Origin of the sequence: Vibrio coralliilyticus, from assembly GCF_024449095.1 — a bacterium.
GTDB classification, from domain to species: domain Bacteria; phylum Pseudomonadota; class Gammaproteobacteria; order Enterobacterales; family Vibrionaceae; genus Vibrio; species Vibrio coralliilyticus_A.
In genome coordinates, this window is the sequence record NZ_CP024628.1 from 1,367,383 (window position 1) to 1,388,330 (window position 20,948).

The 20,948-nt window shown below is 44.8% G+C and carries 18 protein-coding genes; 9 read left to right on the forward strand and 9 right to left on the reverse strand.

Annotated elements, in window-relative coordinates:
• The 3 genes from phrB to CTT30_RS21585 are packed head-to-tail and all read right to left on the reverse strand — an operon-like array spanning nt 1 to nt 3,158.
• Nucleotides 1-1,416 carry a deoxyribodipyrimidine photo-lyase gene (gene phrB / locus CTT30_RS21575; RefSeq protein ID WP_252036959.1) on the reverse strand — a complete coding sequence of 472 codons (1,416 nt, stop codon included), beginning with the start codon at nt 1,414-1,416 and terminating at the stop codon, nt 1-3.
• A gap of 4 nt (nt 1,417-1,420) precedes the next feature.
• On the reverse strand, nt 1,421-2,206 hold the full coding sequence (locus tag CTT30_RS21580; protein ID WP_252036960.1) for a MerR family transcriptional regulator: 786 nt from the start codon (nt 2,204-2,206) through the stop codon (nt 1,421-1,423).
• Nucleotide 2,207: 1 nt separating this feature from the next.
• Entirely contained in the window at nt 2,208-3,158 is a 951-nt protein-coding gene (locus CTT30_RS21585; RefSeq protein WP_239864677.1) for a YbgA family protein, read from the reverse strand.
• Nucleotides 3,159-3,508: 350 nt separating this feature from the next.
• On the opposite strand from CTT30_RS21585, the gene deoD reads away from it, so the two are divergent.
• From deoD to CTT30_RS21605, 4 genes are all read left to right on the forward strand, one after another.
• Entirely contained in the window at nt 3,509-4,219 is a 711-nt protein-coding gene (gene deoD, locus CTT30_RS21590) for a purine-nucleoside phosphorylase (RefSeq protein WP_252036961.1), read from the forward strand.
• A 63-nt stretch (nt 4,220-4,282) separates the two neighbouring features.
• The gene (locus tag CTT30_RS21595) at nt 4,283-5,752 is read left to right on the forward strand and encodes a lactate dehydrogenase (RefSeq protein WP_239864678.1); all 1,470 of its coding nucleotides are present in this window, start codon (nt 4,283-4,285) and stop codon (nt 5,750-5,752) included.
• 127 nt (nt 5,753-5,879) lie between these two features.
• On the forward strand, nt 5,880-7,364 hold the full coding sequence (locus CTT30_RS21600) for a hypothetical protein (RefSeq protein ID WP_252036962.1): 1,485 nt from the start codon (nt 5,880-5,882) through the stop codon (nt 7,362-7,364).
• Nucleotides 7,348-8,928, forward strand: coding sequence for a GGDEF domain-containing protein (locus CTT30_RS21605; RefSeq protein WP_239835580.1), 1,581 nt, complete (start codon nt 7,348-7,350; stop codon nt 8,926-8,928). Before CTT30_RS21600 ends, CTT30_RS21605 begins: the two co-directional genes overlap by 17 nt.
• Before the next feature lie 2 nt (nt 8,929-8,930).
• Here CTT30_RS21605 and CTT30_RS21610 read toward each other — a convergent pair whose 3' ends face one another.
• Nucleotides 8,931-9,821: a DMT family transporter gene (locus CTT30_RS21610; protein WP_252036963.1), complete on the reverse strand. Its 891-nt coding sequence runs from the start codon at nt 9,819-9,821 to the stop codon at nt 8,931-8,933.
• 127 nt (nt 9,822-9,948) lie between these two features.
• Here CTT30_RS21610 and CTT30_RS21615 point away from each other — a divergent pair, with 127 nt between their 5' ends.
• Nucleotides 9,949-10,338, forward strand: coding sequence for a DUF3302 domain-containing protein (locus tag CTT30_RS21615; protein WP_252036964.1), 390 nt, complete (start codon nt 9,949-9,951; stop codon nt 10,336-10,338).
• Nucleotides 10,338-11,468 (forward strand): HlyD family secretion protein, encoded by a 1,131-nt coding sequence (locus CTT30_RS23470; RefSeq protein ID WP_252036965.1) that lies wholly within the window; start codon nt 10,338-10,340, stop codon nt 11,466-11,468. Before CTT30_RS21615 ends, CTT30_RS23470 begins: the two co-directional genes overlap by 1 nt.
• 57 nt (nt 11,469-11,525) lie before the next feature.
• Here the strand turns inward: CTT30_RS23470 and gltS are convergent, their stop codons facing one another.
• Nucleotides 11,526-12,752, reverse strand: a complete 1,227-nt coding sequence (gene gltS, locus CTT30_RS21625; RefSeq protein ID WP_239835584.1) for a sodium/glutamate symporter — start codon at nt 12,750-12,752, stop codon at nt 11,526-11,528.
• 645 nt (nt 12,753-13,397) lie between these two features.
• Here gltS and CTT30_RS21630 point away from each other — a divergent pair.
• A complete protein-coding gene (locus CTT30_RS21630; RefSeq protein WP_239835585.1) occupies nt 13,398-14,318 on the forward strand; it encodes a polyprenyl-phosphate transporter in 921 nt (306 codons plus the stop codon).
• Between the two features lie 229 nt (nt 14,319-14,547).
• Here the strand turns inward: CTT30_RS21630 and CTT30_RS21635 are convergent, their stop codons facing one another.
• A complete protein-coding gene (locus CTT30_RS21635; protein ID WP_239835586.1) occupies nt 14,548-15,525 on the reverse strand; it encodes an arginine deiminase-related protein in 978 nt (325 codons plus the stop codon).
• A gap of 305 nt (nt 15,526-15,830) precedes the next feature.
• Between CTT30_RS21635 and CTT30_RS21640 the strand changes: the two genes are divergently transcribed.
• Both CTT30_RS21640 and CTT30_RS21645 read left to right on the forward strand, forming a co-directional pair.
• The gene (locus CTT30_RS21640) at nt 15,831-17,684 is read left to right on the forward strand and encodes an ABC transporter ATP-binding protein (protein WP_252036966.1); all 1,854 of its coding nucleotides are present in this window, start codon (nt 15,831-15,833) and stop codon (nt 17,682-17,684) included.
• Between the two features lie 124 nt (nt 17,685-17,808).
• Nucleotides 17,809-18,510 carry a DUF445 domain-containing protein gene (locus tag CTT30_RS21645; protein ID WP_252036967.1) on the forward strand — a complete coding sequence of 234 codons (702 nt, stop codon included), beginning with the start codon at nt 17,809-17,811 and terminating at the stop codon, nt 18,508-18,510.
• A gap of 54 nt (nt 18,511-18,564) precedes the next feature.
• On the opposite strand, the gene CTT30_RS21650 is transcribed toward CTT30_RS21645, so the two are convergent.
• From CTT30_RS21650 to CTT30_RS21660, 3 genes are all read right to left on the reverse strand, one after another.
• A complete protein-coding gene (locus CTT30_RS21650; RefSeq protein WP_239864695.1) occupies nt 18,565-19,041 on the reverse strand; it encodes an Lrp/AsnC family transcriptional regulator in 477 nt (158 codons plus the stop codon).
• Nucleotides 19,042-19,151: 110 nt separating this feature from the next.
• Entirely contained in the window at nt 19,152-19,382 is a 231-nt protein-coding gene (locus CTT30_RS21655) for a hypothetical protein (protein ID WP_239864697.1), read from the reverse strand.
• A 150-nt stretch (nt 19,383-19,532) separates the two neighbouring features.
• Nucleotides 19,533-20,870: an IS4 family transposase gene (locus tag CTT30_RS21660; RefSeq protein ID WP_252036004.1), complete on the reverse strand. Its 1,338-nt coding sequence runs from the start codon at nt 20,868-20,870 to the stop codon at nt 19,533-19,535.
• Nucleotides 20,871-20,948: the final 78 nt, after the last annotated feature.

Sequence of the window (20,948 nt, forward strand, 5' to 3'; positions counted from 1 at the left end):
CTAAGCGTCCTTCGCTTCCTTGTAGAGCCGTAAGGTTACTTCTCTTTCCACCTTGTGATCAACTATTGGCGGCGGATATGACAAGCTTCTTACACCGCTCCATTTCCAAGGTTGATGAATATGTTTGTCTGGTACCTGAGCCAATTCAGGTATCCACTGACGAACGAACTCTCCGTTTGGATCGAAACGTTCTCCCTGAGTAATGGGGTTGAAAATGCGAAAGTAAGGCTGTCCATCACAGCCCGTTGAAGCACACCACTGCCAACCACCGTTATTCGCCGCATAATCACCATCGACAAGCTTATTCATGAAGTAGCGCTCCCCAACTCGCCAATCCACATGAAGATCTTTCGTCAAAAAGCTCGCGACTATCATTCTAAGCCGATTATGCATCCACCCACTCTGATTGAGTTGCCTCATTGCAGCATCGACGATCGGAAACCCCGTCTCCCCCAGCTTCCAGGCCTCAACCTGCTGTGGTTTATTGTGCCATACCAAGCGTTCCCCCCAGTCCACAAAAGATCTACCTTTACTTAACTTCGGTTCGAAGTAGATCAGATGTTGATAGAACTCACGCCATATCAACTCACTTTGCCAGACTTCTCTACCTTGGCTAAGAGGAGGAGTCTGGCCAAACATCAAACGCGCCATACACTGACGAATGGACAAAGCACCAATGGCTAGATAGGGTGAAAGCTGACTGGTTCCTGAAACTGCTGGAAAGTCACGATTACGTGCATAACCTTCAATAGCTTGGCTATCAAAGTCTCGCAGCTTTTGAATGATTGATTGTGTATCAACAACATATTGGTCACTCGGCTCTCTTGAGTAACTGAATTTAACATCATCATTAAGCAAAAGAGAGCCTAATTGTTCAGGTAGTTCACTCGAAGTGACTGCCTTGGGTTGACGAACGTGAAACGAGCAAGCATCAAGTTTTGCAAGATAGGCCTTCTTAAATGGTGTGAAGACTTTGAAGTAACTGCCTTGTTTGTTTACCACGCTACCAGGAGTAAATAGGCACTTATCATCGCTGGACTCAAGTTGAATTCCGGCATGACTCAAACAAGATTCAAGCTTAGCATCACGTTGCTGTTCATTAACCTCATATTCTTTATTCACATAGACTCGGGTAGCCCCCAGTAAAGTAGCAACCTCAGCCACACATTGGGCGCTCTTCGTATATGTTTCAACCTGCTGATAAAGCAGTGGGATACGCAAAGATTCGAGATCTTGCTTTAATGCCTGTAAGCGGCGATAGATCAAGTCGGCCTGAATAGGTGCCACACCATGATCCTGCCATGTTTTTGGCGTGGCAACATAAATACAGACAACCGGTTCACCCGTCTCAACGGCGTTGATCAATGCAGCGTTATCTTCGACTCTTAGATCACGCCTTAGCCACACAAGATTCATGACTTTACCCCTTAAGTCGCTGAAGCAATTCTGAAAGCACCAACTCACCTGAAACAGAGTCTTCCAGTTGTTTAATGGCAGACAATTGCGACTCACTCACCGCACGCGCACTGTATATAGCCAGTGCTGAGAATTCATTTAGGCATGGGTGATCGATCAAGCCAGACAAATCTTCAACGTCGTCGATCAAGGTGACTTTATATCCCTTCTCCACCAGTGAAAGTGCCATCAGACGAGAACCAATATCCATACTGCCTTGAGCGCAAATAAACAGCGCTTTACCTGAACGTGCCACTTTGTTTTCAGCTTCAATGATAGCGTTGAGTTTGGTTAGCATCAGCGTATGGAATAAACCAAACTGAAGTGAACGCAGACTCTGCCTGACAAGTCCAAGGGCTTGCACTACTGGTTGAATAAACTGGGCTTCTACAACATGGAGTGGATACTCTTTAAGTACCGAATGTATTAAGGTTTCAGCCTTACCTTTGTTGAGGTTTGCCAAAGCGTCCAAAACAGGCTCAACATCCTCTAGTTGAGTCTCACTAGCAGATACTTCGGATTCAACCTGCTCTCCTGATTCCAGCAAAGCTTTCACCTTACCAATCGACACTCCTTTGCCTAACCAGCCTTGGATCTTATTGATTAGGTCAATGTGTTTCTGAGTATAGAGGCGGTGACCTTTTTCTGTTCTTTCAGGCTCAATCAAACTATAGCGGCGTTGCCAAGCTCTCAGAGTGACTGGTTTTACGCCCGTCAGCTCAGATATTTCTCTTATTGCGTATCTCTTCATCTTATAATCCGTATCTCAAGCGCATTTCCTGAGGGTGTGGCTGCAAAAATTTCTGTTCGGATAAATAAGCATCCGGATAAGCAGCCAAGTAATGTTTAATTAAAGTGATGGGAGCCAAGAGCGGTAACGTGCCTTGACGATATTGGTCAATGACATTGCACAGCTCGGCTTTCTGTTCTTTAGCGAGGTCTCGTTTGAAGTAGCCCTGAAGGTGCATCAAAACATTGGTGTTATTCTTGCGACTTGCTCGGTGAGAGACCGCCTTCATCAAACCAACACGATATTTCTGGTAGAAAGTATCAATATCATAATCTTTGATGTTCGCAACTAAGCGGCCAAGCTCTTTGTAAGATTGAGGGTGGTGCGCCATCAAAGTCAGTTTATAACGTGAGTGAAATGCAACAATTTTACCTGCTGTCGGTTCCCCTTCCATTGAATCGTAGAAATCTCTTAGCGTGTATATACGAGTAATGAAGTTCTCCTTCAGTACAGGGTCATTTAAGCGACCATCTTCTTCCACAGGAAGCCACGGCATCTGTTTCATTAACTCTTGTGTGTATAGGCCTACACCAATATTTTCGGCCCCACCTTTCTTATACACCTTGACTCGCTCCATACCACAAGTCGGTGACTTGGCGCAGACAATGTAGCCACATAGGTCGGTATGACTTAATTCAGCCACTTTACTTTTGGAGTATTCCACCATTTTGTCTGTGTGATCTATAGATGCATCTTTTGTTTCTACTAGAGCAATACGTTCCTGGTCTGAGATCAATCGGATAGTTGGTCTCGGAACAGGCATTCCCATCCCTACCTCGGGGCAAACAGGAACAAACTCGAAAAAGGGAGCAAGTTCTTTAGTAACAAACTTACTGATCTTATGTCCTGAGTCGAAGCGAACTTTTTCACCTAAAACGCAAGAACTAATGCCGACTTTGATTACGTTGCTCATATGATGCTCCAGTATTCTTGTTAATGTGTACAAAAATATCTTTTGTATAAGTTTTAGCACAACATCCCAAAGTTATACAAGAAATAAAAATGTACAATTTAACGAAGTGTTACGTAATTGATCCGTTTTCGGTTCAATTCTGAAGCAATCGTTTTTCCAAATCGATTGCATTAACCCTTTCAACAAAAAACGTTATAGATACTCATATCTATAGTTAAATGGGTAACTTTTGTGACACACTTCTCACGGAGCCTTATCATATCTAGCTAGTATTGCTTCAACAGTTTTTTGAGAATCAACAAAATTAGTAATCAGAACACATAATTACTAATAAACTTGGAGTAACTACTATGGCAACCCCACACATTAACGCTCAACCAGGTGATTTCGCTGAAACAGTTTTAATGCCAGGTGACCCTCTTCGCGCTAAATACATCGCGGAAACCTTCCTAGAAGATGTAAAACAAGTTTGTGATGTTCGTAGCATGTTTGGCTTTACAGGCACTTACAAAAGTCAACGTGTTTCTGTAATGGGCCACGGTATGGGTATCCCATCAGCTTGTATCTACGTTCACGAGTTGATCGCTGAATATGGCGTAAAAAACGTGATTCGTGTGGGTAGCTGTGGTGCAGTACGTGACGACGTTAACCTGATGGACGTTGTCATTGGTATGGGTGCATCCACAGATTCCAAAGTGAACCGTATCCGTTTTAATGATCATGACTTCGCTGCAATTGCTGATTACGGCCTTCTAGAGGAAGCGGTAAACCAAGCACGCGCTCAAGAAGTACCTGTAAAAGTGGGTAACGTATTCTCTGCAGACCTTTTCTACACTCCGGAAGCAGACATCTTTGAGAAGATGGAAAAGCTTGGCATTCTAGGTGTAGATATGGAAGCCGCGGGCATCTACGGTGTCGCTGCGGATCTTGGTGCCAAAGCACTGACTATCCTGACAGTGTCTGACCACATCATCCGTGGTGAAAAGCTGAGCTCTGAAGAGCGTCAAAAATCTTTCAATGACATGATGAAAGTTGCGCTTGAGACAGCCATCAACATCTAATGACCTTTCTTTTGCTGCCAGCGCCTTGGCTCTGGCAGCCCAGATAATCCCGAGGGGGAGATAGTGACAACTGGCAAACTGCCTAAGGAAGCAGACGGGTTACAACTCAACTTTTGTAAAACATTGGCGTGTGACAACTTTGGATTGAGTGATGCACATCGATACGTCGTGCAACATGCTAACCCTAAGCGACCTGCGATGGTTTGTCGGGAGTGCGGTGCTTTCCCCCCCTTACTTAACAATCAGGAAGTGTTAAACGAACTCCATCGTTTAAGACAACTCCACAGTGACGGTCTTCCAGCGTGTCGCAATACCGATTGCGAAAACTTTGGCTTGTCTGTCCATACTCACAAACACCTGTATCATGCCTTTGGTTACAGCGGTGACCGTCAACGTTATCGTTGCAAGTTGTGCCAATCGACGTTCGTAGATAAATGGTCGGGTGCCAACAAAAAACTCGCTTTTCAGGAAAACCTCCTCGGTCTGCTCTTTATGGGCTACTCCGTACGTGAAATTTGCCGTAAATTAGAGATCAACCCGAAGACGTTTTACGATCATCTCGATCACATCGCTAGCCGATGCCGCCGCAAACTCGCCATGTTTGATGCTCGTTGGGTAAATCATGCCGAAAAGTATGAGCTCGCCTCTTACTATGTGCCTCTGCAGCCTAAGAGCAACAACGGCGTTTTATGGATCGCAACTGGAGAAGCAAACTCGGGCTATATTCTTTGCCAGCACGTCAACTACTCTAGCAATGAAGAGCCACAAGGGGATATCGACCACGACCCCTATCAAGAAACCGCGCGATTTGTCTCTCGTGATCACTCATCAGAGGCCAGTATTCCTGTGCCACAGCCTTCACCGATGCTCAGAGAACGTATCGACCAGCAGTATCAAACCATTTTAGCCCGCGGTAATGTCGAGGACCCAATGGGTAACCTGACGGTGTTCAACTACCCATCAAAAGGGGCGCTCATTCGTCCACCTTATACATCTTACGCCCATTTCCTGCACGTTTTGGATCTATGTAACAGCGAGCGTCAGGTTTCTATCTATTTACCTCAGGACCCAGTTTTACGCTCTGCGGCGCTCAGCGTCTGTCTACCACGTATCCAGCGTCAAAATGTCGACCTTCTGTATGTAGAAGAAGACGCTAACTGGAATGAACAGCATCTGGTTGGCAAAATCGATATTGTTCATATGGGATGGTGGAGAGACCGCTGGGCAATTACCTCTTTCGCCAACTCGTCTAAAGGGATCTGTTATCTAGCAGGTAAGAATAACGAGCCTAAAGAATGGCTTAGCAAAGCAAGTATTCGACAAACTGAGTTCTATCAACAACGATTCCAAACTCTGTTTGAAAGCTTCATCAATGAGCCACGCCGTAAGCTTCGTCCAGGCGGGCTACTGCCTATGTTGGACATTTTTCGAGCATGGCATAATTTGTGCTACCAAGATAAGAGTGGTATGACTGCAGCGCAAAGTCTTGGTTTAACTCAGTCACCTTTGACTCTGCGGGAACTGCTTTCATAATTACTAATATTGTGAAGTACGCCATTAAACCTTAGGCGTATTAATGCTTTTACTAGAGTTGCATCAGCCACTATTTTTATAATACTTTTGAATGAATATTAGAAATGGCTGCTAAGGGGTTGATTCATTGGATAAAAGCCAGCACCTGCTAGACACAGAGATTGAACAGCTCAAAACACGAATTGAAAGCGAACCTGAGAAGGTTTTAGCTATCGCTGAACAGTGCGCAACGCGCGCCAATCAGATTTTATACCCGGAAGGGGCTGTGCAGTGCCTGATCATCATGTCTCGCTGTGCTTGGAGTCTAATGGATTATCGGCGTGGGCTGAAATACATCAAAGAAGCTCACAGCAAACTCAACTCTTTAGACACTGACGATTTTCTTCCTGAGATCCTTCATATCCACGCACTCCATTTTTGGGGGCAGGCTAAGTACTATTCCGCCCAGCAGTTCTGGATCAATGCATTGGAGCAATCTGCACTAGTCGATGAAATCGAAATCCAAATTGAATCCTTAATTGGGCTCGGAAATGTCTGGCGTATCACCCATGAGTACCAGCTTGCAAGAACCACTCATGAACTGGCTGTGACCGTGGCCAATAACACCCGCATAGGTTGGCTGGAAGGTAAAGCAAGGATTCTCCTCGCCTGGGATCTTTACTTACTCAACAATTATGTGGAGATGCTGACGGTACTTGATGGCGCAACCGAGGCACTCAAAGGCCACGATGACAAAACTTGGCAAGCCGAAATGTGGGACTTCCGAGGGCTAGCTCTGCTAGGCCTTGAAAGAATAGAAGATGCAGAAGTGGCAACAGGAAAAGCACAAGCCCTCGCCGAAAAGCATGACCTCGTGTGGATGAAAGCCCATTCCTATATCAGCCAAGCAAGATTGGAGCTTTTGAGAAAGCGACCTGACGAAGCCGCAAAGCTATTGGTCCAGGCTGAGCGTTCTGCGGCTTCTTTCGATAATGGTGAGTTACTGTCACAAATCTGCTTTCAACAATCCCGCGTAGCTGAAGAGCAAGGTGACTTTAAAACCGCACTACGAGCTTTTCAAAAATATCGTAAATATTCAATAGACATGCTCAGAGAGCAAACGGCTCGCGTCAGCAACGATAAAGCTCGGGCATCAAAACGCCAGCTTGAGCAACGAGCTCGCAAACTCATTAACCGCATCCGAGGTCAACACGAGTACGATCCTGAGAAACACCTCAATCAAATGGTGTCTGAGATTTACTGGTGGGAACAATTGGTGTTGTTTAAAACGGAACTTAAACGATCCAATCATGCTGTTGTGATCATTCAACACAATGATCCTGAGTACCTTGAAGTATGTGCTGAACTGGCACACTCACTTTGTACTCATCGAGATTTGCTCTCTCGACTAAGCAGCGATCGCTTAGGTATCCTACTGTCAGAAAAAGACGACGCTGCACTGCAGGTATTCCACGTGTTGGCACAAATGATTGAAATCTATCCATGGCACCGCAAAGGCCTGAATAAGTCACTACCAAAAGTTGTTTTTCAGGACATCCTGACATTCCCGTTTACCCTAGAACAATTAGAAGAAAGCCAACCACTGGAAATACAGAATGGAAACATTGCTTAATAAAATCTCCGAATCGGGTTTAGATGCTTCTTCTGTGTCTGGGGAAGAAGCGATCATTTTCTGGAATCATATTCGCCAGCATATTGCGACAACGCCGCAGGAAAAAGCACAAAGCCTGATCATCAGTGCTGAATATCGCAATGAACTTAAGCAGCCGAAGACCAGTATTGAAGAGTTAAGAAGTGCATTGGAACACCTCTCTTTACCTAATGATGCTGAATTGATCCTTGAGGTGAAAAATAGCTTGGCCGATAGGTTGGTTGAAAGTGGCGACTACTCGGGCGCACTTCAAGAATACATTACCTCTTCGACCATTGCGGTAGACACCAGTCATATTGATGCCTACGTATTAGCGGTATTGGGTATGGGCAACCTTTGTGATGCGTATGGCGACCATAACCGTGCCCTACGCTATTACCAGAAAATCGACAGCATTGACCATGCCATTTCCAGCCGTTCGCTGCGACTACGTTATAAGCTGTATATGTTGGCGTGTTATATTGAGCTTAACCGAACTTCCGCAGCACAAGATTTACTCAAAGAATGTTCTGAACTCGCCATTTTAGTCAGCGATAAAGTGCTGGCTGGGCAAATTTTGCTTTATCAGGCCAAGCTATTTCGCCGTCTGGGTAAACATGAACAAGCCATTGAATCTTTGGGCAATGTTCAATACACCGCAGGGAACATCCACTCTATTTGGCTATCGAACATGATTCGTCTTGAATTGGCACACAGCCTCAACGAGTCAAACAAGCCGCACCTCGCAAATTGGGTATTAGAAAGAGCTCAGAAGAAAATAAGGCGCTACGCCTCTCCTGTGCTGAATCTAAAATTAAATACTGCTCTCGGTGATATCTACGAGCAGCAAGGTGACTTTCAACAAGCTCTGGCCTGCCAAAAGAGGGCTTTTCGTATCGAAAGTGACTTAATGAAACAAATTCCCATTGGTGAGCTTGGTGCTGCCCAGTTACGTCGATTGTCACGATTTGAACTGCAGCTTAAGTTGATACTATCAGAGCTTGAAAACCGAGAACTCAAGGAAACAACTGAAAACCAAAAACATACCGTAGCTAAGCTCCAGCAAGACGTGTTTACCGACCCACTGACCAGTCTACACAACCGGCGCTGGCTCGATGTAAAACTCAAAGATCTGCTGTTACATGATGTACCTTTTGCTTTGATGGTGATTGATATTGACCATTTTAAATCGATTAACGACGAGCTCAGCCATCTGGTGGGCGATAAAGCCATCGTCAATGTTTCCCATGAACTGGCCGCCTACTTCAAGTTCAGAGGTGCATCGAGTGTCCGGTTTGGTGGTGAAGAGTTTTTGGTGATTCTTGAGCGTACAACTCTAGAGCAAGCTACAATGCATGCGGAGAACTACCGAGAACGCATTTTCAAATTTGGCTGGCAAAATATTCTTGGTGAGCGTGGACTTACCGTGAGTATTGGTATTACACTTCACCGCGAAGGTGAAAATACTCAGCGTACCTTCTATCGCGCAGATAAAGCTCTATACCGAGCAAAAGCGAATGGTCGTAATCAAGTGTGCACTGAGTAAAACTAACGCCAAAAGAATAAAGAAATCCCACCAAGCGCAGCCAAAGTCCCCACCATGCTTTTGGCTGTGACCTTCTCGCCTTTAACCATGTAGATAAACAGCATGAACAGTGGACTGGTTGCAATCAACGTCTTAGCAATCGCAGGATTTGCATGTTTTAGCGCAATTTGTTGTAACCAGAGAGCGAGAAAAGTCCCAACAAAGATGGCACTCAACAGCCACAAAAAAGACGACGTAGATAGTTGACGCAAATGCATAATCATCGATGAAAACGGCTTTTTCTCAAACACAGTAATAACCAAAGCCACCGCCAACACTCCGACAGATAATCGAATCAATGCTCCCAACAAAGGCGGTAAATCTCCGGCAACAAGCGCATAATGAGAAATGACTACCCCCGAGGCCTGACAGACACTTGCCAGCATGCCAAATCCTACACCTGACCAATGCGTTTTTTCGCCGTGGACATCCGGTTGAAAAATCACAAAAGTGACCGCTGCAGTGGTGACCAAGACACCTACCCAGCTTTGTAGGGGAAGTATTAATCCCAGTGCAACTAGCGCTAAAACACCGGATAATGGCGGGGCCAACGACTCCAACAGCAAGGTTTTATTCGCACCAATTCGCTTTAATGAGGCAAAGTAGGCACTGTCTCCAATCGCTATTCCTATGATTCCGGACAACGCCAATATCAACAAATGGAGAGTGGATACCTCAGTGGCTGGTCCATCAAGCCATGGCATGACTATTAACATCATCCCAGACGCTGCAACGCCTTTAACAATATTGAGCTGCATCGCTGAAAAGTGATGACTAAACTGGCTGTAAATCCAAGTCGCGACCGCCCAAACTACAGCCGCAGATAGTGCGGCAATTTCTCCCTGAAACTCCATCCGTTCACCTTAAGACTGGATTAAGAAAATGGGTAAACACTCTCTAATTTCTTGTTTTTATTTCTATACTTAACTTCGTATCACCGTACGTTTTATTGAATAAAAACACAATAACAGGGACGCATTTATGTTTTTGGACTACTTCGCGCTAGGCCTACTTATTTTTGTCGCATTGGTCATTTTCTACGGCATCATTGTCATTCACGACATCCCCTATGAAATCGCCAAAGAGCGGCAGCACCCGCATCAAGATGCCATCCACTATGCTGGCTGGGTCAGCTTGTTCACACTACACGCTATTTGGCCATTTCTCTGGATATGGGCCACATTGTGGCGTCAAGAAAGAGGATGGGGGTTTCAGAAACTAGAGGAAGAACAGCACGATATTCATCATCGTGTTGATTCACTCATCGATCAAGTTAATCAGTTGCAGCAAGCCGTGCACCAACTAAAAGAACAACATCATGCTGAACCTTCGCTCACTACCCGAACCGGCGATAATAAGGAGGAGCAATAATGGATTTACTCCTCATATTGACCTATGCCGCATTATGTATTGCCATATTTAAAATCTTTAATATTCCACTCAATAAGTGGACCGTGCCCACGGCCGTATTAGGTGGTGTGGTATTAGTCGGCACACTGATTCTGCTGATGAACTACAACCATCCGTTCACCCAACTTGGCAATCAGGTATTTTCCAGCACACCTATTGTCTCAGGTGTGCGAGGCCGCGTGATCGAAGTTCCGGTTGAACCCAATAAACCTCTTAAGAAAGGGGACATTTTGTTCATGATCGATCCGGTTCCTTATGAAGCTGAAGTTGAAAAACTGGAAGCTCAGATAAAAGAAGCCAGCCAAGGCGCACTGGGGCTAGAATCTGATGTGCAAGAAGCACAAGCTGCTCAAGCTCAGGCCATCGCGGACCGAGACAAAGCGCAACGCGAATATTCACGGTATCAGCGCGGTTTCGATAAAGGGGCGTTCACCGAACAGGAACTGGATACACGACGTCAGGCATACAAAGCTGCGGAAGCGGCGGTGAAAGTTGCTGAAGCTAGGGTGGAGCAAGCCAAGATCGCACTCAACTCTGAAATTGGTGGAGAAAACACCACAGTGGCACGCCTGTTAGCGGAGATACGACAGGCTGAGTTTGACCTAGAGCAAACCATTGTCAGAGCCCCTACCGACGGCTTTGCAACCCAGTTAGCCTTGCGACCCGGCGTTATGGCCGTTCCACTGCCATTAGCACCAGTGATGACCTTTATTCATACCGAGGAAACACTTTATGCGGCCGCGTTTAGGCAAAATTCCTTACAACGCTTGCAACCTGGCTATGAAGCAGAATTTCTCTTCAGAGCGCTTCCTGGTAAGGTTTTTAAAGGAGAAGTAGTCGATGTGCTGCCTGCGATTGGTGAAAGCCAATTTCAAGCCCGTGGAGCTCTTCTAGGGACAGAAGCACTACGGACAAGTGGACGAGTGTTTGTGACACTTAAAATTACGGACGACTTATCTGATTATCATTTGCCCATGGGTACTGCTGTCGAAGTGGCGGTTTATTCAGATAAATTCACCCACGTTTCGATTATGCGCAAAGTCCTCATCCGAATGAAGAGTTGGCAAAACTATCTCTATCTTGACCATTAATGTCGACAAGATAGTACAAAGGCCTCTAAACAGAGGCCTTTGCTATTTTAGTATGCTCTAGCCAATAAAGGAGATGTAACCTTGTAGGATAATCAGGTTCACAATATCAATAAAGAAGGCACCCACAATAGGTACGACCATGAAAGCTTGTGGGGAAGGGCCAAATTTATTCACCAAAGACCCCATATTCATAACAGCGGTCGGCGTTGCGCCCAGACCAAAACCACAATGCCCACCCGCAATAACAGCCGCATCGTAGTTTGAACCCATCACCTTAAACGTCACAAAGTAAGCAAAAATACCCAAAATGACAGACTGAACCGACAGGATAATCAAAAATGGTATCGCAAGATCGAAAATATTCCATAGTTTTAAGCTCATCAAAGCCATAGCCAAAAACAGCGACAAAGACACAGTACCCAAAATATCGACCGTCTCCGCATCCACTTTGTGAGTTTTGGTCACTTCCAGAATATTGGTGATAAACACACCGATAAACAGCGCATAAACAAAGTCAGGGATCATCAGCCAGCTGATTTCTAAGCTGCTCACCCATTGTTCAAGATATTTAGCACCAGTGACACAAATGAGGAGGATAAAAAGTATTTCAATGACCTTTTTCGCTGTCACCTTATCTTCTTCGTATTCGTTATACGTCACCACTTCTGGGAACTTTTCGTGGGTTTGGGTACCACGCCCGTATTCAGATTCAAAGTTATTTTTGTTAATCAACTTCTGTGCTACTGGGCTACCAATTATACCGCCAATAATCAAACCAAATGTAGCCGAGGCCATCGCGATTTCTAAGGTGTTACTCAAACCATAGGTCTCTGTAAAAGTTTGAGACCATGCAGCACCAGTACCATGGCCGCCGGATAAGGTAATAGAGCCGGCAATCAAACCCATTAATGGGTCTAAACCTAGAGCTGAAGCCAATGACACCCCAACACCGTTTTGAATAATGATGTAAAAAGACGCAACCGCAAGGAAAACAAAGACTTTCGCTCCACCTTTCATTAACTGCGTATAGTTTGCAGCTAACCCCACGGTACTGAAAAACATCAGCATAAAGGTATTCTGCAGTGGCAGTGAAAACTCCAAACTTACGCCATTAAAATGCATTGCAGTGATGATCATCGCAACGATTAATCCACCAACAATAGGCTCTGGAATGTTGAATTTCTTCAAAATTGGCAGCTTTGAGTTTACAAAGTGACCAAGAAATAACACGCTGATAGCAATTAAGAAAGATTCTAGTGGTCCAACCGAAATTATCTGATTCATATAACCTCTTCATTGTTTGTCACTCATCTTCCCTAACGAGTAAAGAGCATACAGCTCTAAGCCTTTTCGTTACCAAGGGATCAGGTAACAATTGTAGGCATTGATTGAGATATTCTCTATTGAAAGGTGTCCTCTCTACTGTGGATATTCCCACGCGATTTTCAACAGTAAGACCCGATGATGTACTTTAGGGTCAAAAAGAAAGCGGACATTATTAATAAACTCACGAGCGTTTGTCGAGTATAGAGAGAAAATTCGTTTTATGAATCAATGTAAATTGACGAAGAGTGAGCTAAAAAGCCAAAAAAAAAGCCAACCGCAATAATGGCGATTGGCGTATATATTGTGTGAACAAGTTCATTCACTAACAACGTCAGTTGGCTAGGTGACCCTCGGCTTAATAAGGGTCACCTTAAATAAAGCAGGTATCGTGCCAACTTTAAAACCCACAAAAACCCTAATCTTGATCCAACTTTTCACCAATTTATTATAATGAAAATGCAAAATGAAAATTGCATTTTGCAAAAAAGTGCAATTCGATATTAAACAAGTATCTTATCAACTAGTTTATCCATTCACTATTTTCATACTTTTTTGACGTCAATCCGATATACTCCCACTACCTAAACTGAACCGCTGTAACGAATGAACTATCTATCTACTTTCTTCAAAGGCTTAGCTATGGGCGCTGCCGACGTGGTACCAGGAGTCTCTGGTGGTACCATTGCTTTCATCACTGGTATTTATGACACATTATTGGAGAGTATCCGGCGTATTAACCCAAGCTTAATTGGTATTTTAAAACGCGATGGATTGAAAGCTGCGTTTAATCATATCAATGGCTTATTCCTTATCGCTCTCTTTGGTGGTGTACTAACCAGCATTGCGACTCTGGCAAAGCTAATTTCATGGCTATTAGTGACACACCCTATCCCTCTCTGGTCTTTCTTCTTTGGCTTAATTCTGGTTTCGGTCTTCCATATGCTAAAGCAAATTGAAAAAAGAAGTATCAGCCGACTTATCTTCCTATTACTCGGGGTTGGGTTTGCTTATAGCATTACCATCCTCAAACCACTTCAAATGGATCCGACCAATATTAATGTCATGTTTGCGGGGGCTATCGCCATCTGTGCCATGATTTTACCGGGGATCTCAGGCAGCTTCATTTTGTTGCTCATCGGCATGTATAGCTCCGTTCTAGGTGCGGTGAAATCACTGGATGTGACTATCTTGCTGCTCTTTCTCACTGGCTGTGTGATTGGCTTGCTGAGTTTTTCTCACGTATTGTCTTGGCTACTAAAACGCTTCAGGGATGTGACTCTGATTTTTTTAACTGGCTTAATGATTGGTACATTACCAAAGATCTGGCCTTGGAAAGAGACTCTAACCTGGCGGACGAATTCGAGTGGTGAGCAAGTCCCACTCGTCGAGCGCAATCTATCACCGTTTGACTTTGAAGCCATCACGTCACAGCCAGCACAAATAGGCATCGCTGTCGTTCTTATGTTGTGTGCCATTGCTCTAGTGCTGGGGCTAGAAAAGTTTGCCGAAAGCCGCGAACTCTAATCACTAAAGCAGCCAACTGGCTGCTTTTCTTTTCATCTTTGTCTACTGAACCTCATTCCAAAAGCTCATAATAGTCAATGATGGCTCGTCGCCTACTTCACGCAGGCGTATTCAAGTATTAAAAAGCGGGGCTGATTAAGTAATCGCTTCATCAATGTGAAACCCGGCATTTGCCGGGTTTGTTATTGTATAGAGAAAACAGCCTGTCAGATGACAGGCTGTTAAATATTTATAGAAGGGTCTGCCGGCTTGGTAAGAAAACTTCACCCAGCATACAACGAACGCTGCCACCCCCGATCGACTCGATGGTCTGAACGTTGAAAGGTAAAAGCTTACCGTGGCTCGCAAGTTGGGCACGTTGTGCTGATGAGAAGGCATCGTACGCCGATTGTGACATGGCAATCACTTTGTCACCATTCACCGTTTCAAGTTCTAGAATGTTGCCACAGAACTGGTTCATCTGCTCAAGGCTGATAGAAATAACCTGCTTATCTTTCGCCAGAGACTTAAGTACAAAACGACGTTCAAATTCAGGAATCACTTCGTCACAAATGACGCAGAAGCGCTCCCCGATCGCCATCATCACATTCGTATGGTAGATCGGCTTGCCTGACGGTAAGGCAGTCTGGAATGACACAACACGATCGTAACCGATACGCTCAGCGTAGTCTTCCAATACTTCGCGATCACAACGCTGTGACAACGCCGCATAGATAGTACGATTCACATGATCAATGACCATAACACCCGTACTTTCTAGATGTGCATTTTGAGCCAGATAATCAGTCAGAGAATCTTCTGACACCACCTTTCGCCCTGCGGCTTCTAGAGCTTCACGCAAAGCATCTGGGCGAACTTCCTGCTGACGGTTTTCACACGCCATAGGGAAAGTGTACAAAGCACCATCAGCAGTAGTGCTGAACCAGTTATTAGGGAAGACGGCATCGGGCGTTTCGACTTCACCAAGAGGGTAATCAAATTCCACAACTTGAACACCAGCTTGGCGCAACTGACCAACCATGGTATTAAATTCTTGCATCGCTTGCTTGCGAACTTGCTCCGTGGTTTCGTTGACTTGATGTTGGAACTCATTGTCTCGAGCGGTTTCAGCATTAAACGCAAATTCTTTTGGTGGAACCATTACCACACAGTTGGCGTTTTGCACGGTAGAAACTGACTTTTCTAGTTGTGTTTGCTGTTTGAACATGGCGATAGACTCGTTATATCTCACTCACTTACGCTGAATTGTAGACATATTGTTAAGACAACAATTACTGAATTCATGTATAACAATCGATACTAATCTTACATTTTTACTGTGAATCTTAAGTTTTACAGTAAATTTTATGGATAGAATGACATTTAAAACCCTTTGACTGAATATTATGCAGCTATTGGTATAACAAATGGTTGATATACGGTTACATTTCACACATTAACGAGCTACCATATGATGCAAAGCGCAACCGCTATCTATAGCTTTCTTCTGCGTTGTGAATTTTAAGGCGAGTTATGTTTAAGAAATTTGAAGGTTTCACGAAACCTTTTCCTAATGAAGAACCTTCTCAGCCACCGAGTGGAATTTTTGCTTTCTGTCGTTATTACACTCGCGGGTTTGAAGTACCTCTGATCCTTATGTCGTTGATGGCAACGGTTGTGGCCATCGTAGAAGTGTCATTATTTGGTGCCATGGGCAACCTTGTTGACTGGCTGTCAACCAGTAACCCTGAAACATTCTGGCAAGAAAACCGATCCGAACTCATGCTTTATGGTGGTTTACTCTTAGTTGTCATGCCTGTTTTGGTCGTTGCCTATTCACTATTGGTGCACCAAACACTCCTTGGCAACTATCCGATGTCCATTCGCTGGTTAGCGCATCGCTACTTGCTAAAACAAAGCCTGAATTTCTATCAGGATGATTTTGCAGGTCGTGTCGCGACTAAGGTGATGCAAACCTCTCTGGCAGTCCGTGAAACCGTAATGAAAACCATGGACGTTTTCGTTTATGTATCCGTATATTTCACTGCGATCGTCGTACTTCTGGCTCAAGCTGACTGGCGTCTGATGATCCCTATGGTTATTTGGCTATTGTGTTACATCGCTATTCAGATCTACTTCGTACCTAAATTGAAAAAGGTCGCTTCTGAGCAAGCTGACGCCCGATCCACGATGACAGGGCGTATCGTCGACAGCTATACCAACATTGCTACGGTTAAACTATTTTCCCACAGCAAACGGGAAACGGTGTACGCAGAAAATGGCATGCGCGGCTTCCTTGATACTGTTTACCGCCAGATGCGCTTAGTGACCGGCTTTGACGTCGCCGTTGAGATCACAAACTACCTATTGGTCTTCACTATCGGTGCGCTCTCTATTTATCTGTGGATGGACAATTCGATCAGCATCGGTGCCATCGCTATTGCAATCGCTCTGGCTTTGCGTATCAACGGCATGTCTATGTGGATTATGTGGGAAGTCGGCGCCCTATTCGAAAATATGGGGACTGTTGTCGATGGCATGAAGACACTATCTAAGCCGATTGATATTCAAGATAAAGACAATGCAAAGCCGTTAACGGTTAAGCAAGGTGGTATCCAGTTTGACGACGTCAGTTTCCATTATGGTGACGAGAGTAAAGGTGTGATCAGCCACCTCAACCTTAACATCAAGCCAGGAGAAAAGGTCGGTCTGGTTGGTCGCTCTGGCGCAGGTAAATCAACTTTGGTCAACCTGCTCCTTCGTTTCCATGATGTTGAAAGCGGTAACATTAAGATAGACGGTCAGGTGATTTCTGATGTCACTCAAGACTCTCTGCGCAGCAATATAGGTATGGTAACCCAAGATACCTCACTGCTACACCGCTCAATTCGTGACAATATCCTTTATGGAAACCCTGATGCCAATGAAGACGATCTGCTACGCGCAACCAAACAAGCCCATGCACACGAGTTTATTGAGACACTGAGTGACCCGTTCGGTAACAAAGGCTACGATGCTCAGGTGGGTGAGCGAGGCGTCAAGTTGTCTGGAGGTCAACGACAGCGTATCGCCATTTCACGTGTGCTGCTTAAAGATGCACCTTTGCTCATTTTGGATGAAGCCACTTCGGCCCTTGACTCAGAAGTCGAAGCTGCAATTCAAGAAAGCCTCAATGAGCTTATGGAAGGGAAAACGGTTATCGCCATTGCCCATCGTCTATCCACCATCGCCGCAATGGATCGATTGATTGTGTTGGACAAAGGACAAATTGTTGAGCAAGGTACTCATCAGGAGCTGATCCAGAACGAAGGCATTTATGCTCAGCTCTGGGCACACCAGACGGGCGGTTTCATCGGCGACGAAGATCAGCAAAAACAAACGGCTTAATCCACCCGTTTAAAAGCATTAAAGCAGAGGTTTCGCCTCTGCTTTTTCGTTTTCGATATTCAATCTGCCACAGAAATTGATATATACTCGCGCCATTCGCATTCAACCAAGTTCAACAAGACCAATGAATAAAAGTTTACTGACAAATGTGCTGGCACTGGCGCTATTAGCTGGCGGTTACCAAACAGACAACCAAGTCGCATTTTACGCCGGCTTGTTTGCTTTTTCTGGCGCAATCACCAACTGGTTAGCGATTCACATGCTGTTCGAGAAAGTACCCGGCTTATACGGTTCTGGCGTGATCCCTGCGCGTTTTGAAGAGTTTAAGGCCGCCATCAAGAACTTGATGATGGAACAGTTTTTCACCGCAGAAAACATTGATCGATTCCTCAACAAAGAAATGTCGGGCAAGACACTCAATCTTGAGCCTGTACTAGAGAAAGTCGATTTCAATCCAACGTTTGATTCTCTGGTCAATGTCATTGCAAACTCTTCTTTTGGCAGCATGCTGGCTATGTTTGGCGGCGCGGAAGCCCTGCAACCGCTGAAAGAACCGTTTGTCGAAAAAATGCAGGAAGCGGTGGTAGAAATCAGCCAGAGCGATGCGGTTAAAGAAGCGCTAAAGGGTCAACTGGAATCGCCAGCCATGATGGAAGAGATTCAGGCCAATATTGAAAACATTATTGACCAGCGCCTAAGTGAACTGACGCCAAAGCTGGTCAAAGAAATCGTCCAGAAAATGATTAAAGAGCATTTAGGCTGGCTGGTAGTTTGGGGCGGCGTGTTTGGCGGTCTAATCGGTATCGCATCATCATTCATTGCCTGATGTAGAACCCAGCAATTGACGAACAAGGGAAGCGAATGCTTCCCTTTTCTTTTTCTAGAGTGTTGCTATCAAATCCGCGTTTACACCAAAGCTGGTTTTGTGCTCTTCAATCACTACTTCACTTCGCGTCTGAATCACACCGGGTAAGGTACCCAGCTTAGTCGACATAAAATTCTGATACGCTTTCATATCTTTAACTCGAACCTTAATCATGGTGTCAAAATCACCAGATAATGAATAACACTCTTCTATCTCTGGCATATCTTCCACCGCTTTAGCGAACTTCTCAAAGATTGAGAAGCTGGTTTGGTCGAGACGGATGTGAATAAAAACCTGCACATCTAAACCCAATTTCTCTGGGCTGAGCTCAGCGTGATAGCCCTTGATATAGCCTTCTTTTTCAAGGCGTTTAACCCTTTCAGAGCAAGGTGAGGTGGTCAAGTTTACTTGCTTAGCAAGCTCTACAACAGGTAGGCGACCTTTTAGGTTTAAGGTACGGAGGATTTCACGATCAATTCTATCTAAGTCCATTTAACGCTCTGATTAGATGTCTTTCTTTATGCTTATCATAATCGAAACAAGTCAATGAAACCTAATAAAGGAACAGCTTTAGAAGAAATTTTATTAGCAAGAATAGAAATTTATGCGGCTTCAACGTTCGAGAGCTCACGCTCTTGGACTAAGTCTGCCTGAGTGTTGCACACACGACAAAACGCCTGCTTTTCCATTTTTACATAATGGGCACCCTGGAAGAGGGTTGCAAAGAAACACGCCAAACTCTTTTTCACCGAGTCATGCTCTTCTTGGCATCGCTTCATAACAACTTTGTGGGCAGTCACTTTTTGGCAGCAATGGCAATATACCTGAGGCATTTTCTCTCTCCGTGAGCGATAGCGTTATTGATAGTGGACATATTAGTAAGGCCTTAGTTCCAATTGCTCAAATTTTCATTTTCAATTTGTGAACCAAGTTCAATTATCAACCAGCTTTATTAAAAAAGCCCCGAATATCGGCAACGTAGTTCACTTAAGAGGAGCTGCGTAGCGATTAACAGGGTATCGGGTCTTTGATATTTTTACCGCCCTAGGCCGATTTGGCTTAGGGCGTTTGTCTATAAAGAGGATAGATAAATCTCCTCGAAGGCTCTTTAAGCGTTTCGGCGTGTTACCTAAAGACACCGCTTTACTCATCATTTTGAGCTGGCTGGCTATAAACTGGCAAGCGTACTTAAAGCTGATTTCATTAGGTAAGCGTCCGTGTTCAACGGCAGCTTGACTAGCCTCTCGTCTCACCAAGTTATAACCAAGTAATAACCCCCACAGCTCTTGATAGACGAGTTCGACTGTTTTGCTTCTCAACACTAAAGCGTTGTGTTGCATTGAGCTCTTGATGTCACGGTAACCTAATTCGATTTCCCATCTTTCATGATAAAGCTCTGCCACAGATTGAGCGTCATACTGCTCTCTAGGAAGCGAGGTAAACACCGTTTTGGATTTACCTTGAACCTCATAACTGACGGCTCTGACTGTCCATTTTTCTGGAAGACGAGGATTCTTTTTACGAGCTTGCGGTGAGACCTTCATCTCCACAAGCATGTCACTGCTTTCTTTATCATCCAGTAGAGTATATTTGACTCCTTTCCTTGCAGGGAGAAGCCAGTGTCTATTTATTCCACTGTTTTGCAGAGAAAGGAGTAAATCTGCACCATAAAAACCTTTATCCAGTAACGTCACTGAGTTGTCTGGTAGAGCGTTGATGAAAGGCATCGCTAGAGGAATTTCACCTCGGCGATACGGGCTTATCGCCGCATCAACGATGACATGAGAGCGAACATTCATCATAGTCACAACTCTCAATACTGGATGAGGTGTTTGTCTGTTGCTAGACGTATTTCCAGAGCCAAAATGTTCCCTCAATTCTGGTGTGTCAGCCGTTCTAAAAAGAGCGCCATCGACAGCAAAAACTTGTAAGCCTTGCCATGTATCATCAGGGTATCGCTCAAGTCCCCACGTTTTCCCACATTGCTTAAACAGCCATTCGGGTGCTGCTTTGCCTAAGCGTTGTCTTGCTTGGGTTAAGGCGCTCTTTGCCAATAGCTCTTCATCAGCCAAACCGTCAGCACAGACATTCATTCTTCGAGCGACTTCGGCAATGGGTTCATTGCGGAAAAAAGCCATACCCACAATCAGCCACAACACCATATCGCTCGGTAATCGGCGTCGACGGATAGTCGCTTTATCGGACAGTGAGGCTGCTTTAGCTACCCACGCATCGGGAATGTGTTCAGAAAAGGTGGTGAGTTGGGCAACATCAACAGGGTTTTCTTCAAGGAAGTCGGCAAAGAAGTGTTGAATAGACATAAAAAATCGGAAACCTATAAACAGATTTCCGATTGTCTCTCATCAGAAGGATCGGTCAACCGATCCTTATCTGATCTA

Excerpts from the sequence above, each read along its gene's own strand:
- phrB (WP_252036959.1), bottom strand. The coding sequence starts at position 1,416 with ATGAATCTTGTGTGGCTAAGGCGTGATCTAAGAGTCGAAGATAACGCT.
- CTT30_RS21580 (WP_252036960.1), bottom strand. The coding sequence starts at position 2,206 with ATGAAGAGATACGCAATAAGAGAAATATCTGAGCTGACGGGCGTAAAA.
- CTT30_RS21585 (WP_239864677.1), bottom strand. The coding sequence starts at position 3,158 with ATGAGCAACGTAATCAAAGTCGGCATTAGTTCTTGCGTTTTAGGTGAA.
- deoD (WP_252036961.1), top strand. The coding sequence starts at position 3,509 with ATGGCAACCCCACACATTAACGCTCAACCAGGTGATTTCGCTGAAACA.
- CTT30_RS21605 (WP_239835580.1), top strand. The coding sequence starts at position 7,348 with ATGGAAACATTGCTTAATAAAATCTCCGAATCGGGTTTAGATGCTTCT.
- CTT30_RS21610 (WP_252036963.1), bottom strand. The coding sequence starts at position 9,821 with ATGGAGTTTCAGGGAGAAATTGCCGCACTATCTGCGGCTGTAGTTTGG.
- CTT30_RS21615 (WP_252036964.1), top strand. The coding sequence starts at position 9,949 with ATGTTTTTGGACTACTTCGCGCTAGGCCTACTTATTTTTGTCGCATTG.
- CTT30_RS23470 (WP_252036965.1), top strand. The coding sequence starts at position 10,338 with ATGGATTTACTCCTCATATTGACCTATGCCGCATTATGTATTGCCATA.
- gltS (WP_239835584.1), bottom strand. The coding sequence starts at position 12,752 with ATGAATCAGATAATTTCGGTTGGACCACTAGAATCTTTCTTAATTGCT.
- CTT30_RS21630 (WP_239835585.1), top strand. The coding sequence starts at position 13,398 with ATGAACTATCTATCTACTTTCTTCAAAGGCTTAGCTATGGGCGCTGCC.
- CTT30_RS21635 (WP_239835586.1), bottom strand. The coding sequence starts at position 15,525 with ATGTTCAAACAGCAAACACAACTAGAAAAGTCAGTTTCTACCGTGCAA.
- CTT30_RS21640 (WP_252036966.1), top strand. The coding sequence starts at position 15,831 with ATGTTTAAGAAATTTGAAGGTTTCACGAAACCTTTTCCTAATGAAGAA.
- CTT30_RS21645 (WP_252036967.1), top strand. The coding sequence starts at position 17,809 with ATGAATAAAAGTTTACTGACAAATGTGCTGGCACTGGCGCTATTAGCT.
- CTT30_RS21650 (WP_239864695.1), bottom strand. The coding sequence starts at position 19,041 with ATGGACTTAGATAGAATTGATCGTGAAATCCTCCGTACCTTAAACCTA.
- CTT30_RS21655 (WP_239864697.1), bottom strand. The coding sequence starts at position 19,382 with ATGCCTCAGGTATATTGCCATTGCTGCCAAAAAGTGACTGCCCACAAA.
- CTT30_RS21660 (WP_252036004.1), bottom strand. The coding sequence starts at position 20,870 with ATGTCTATTCAACACTTCTTTGCCGACTTCCTTGAAGAAAACCCTGTT.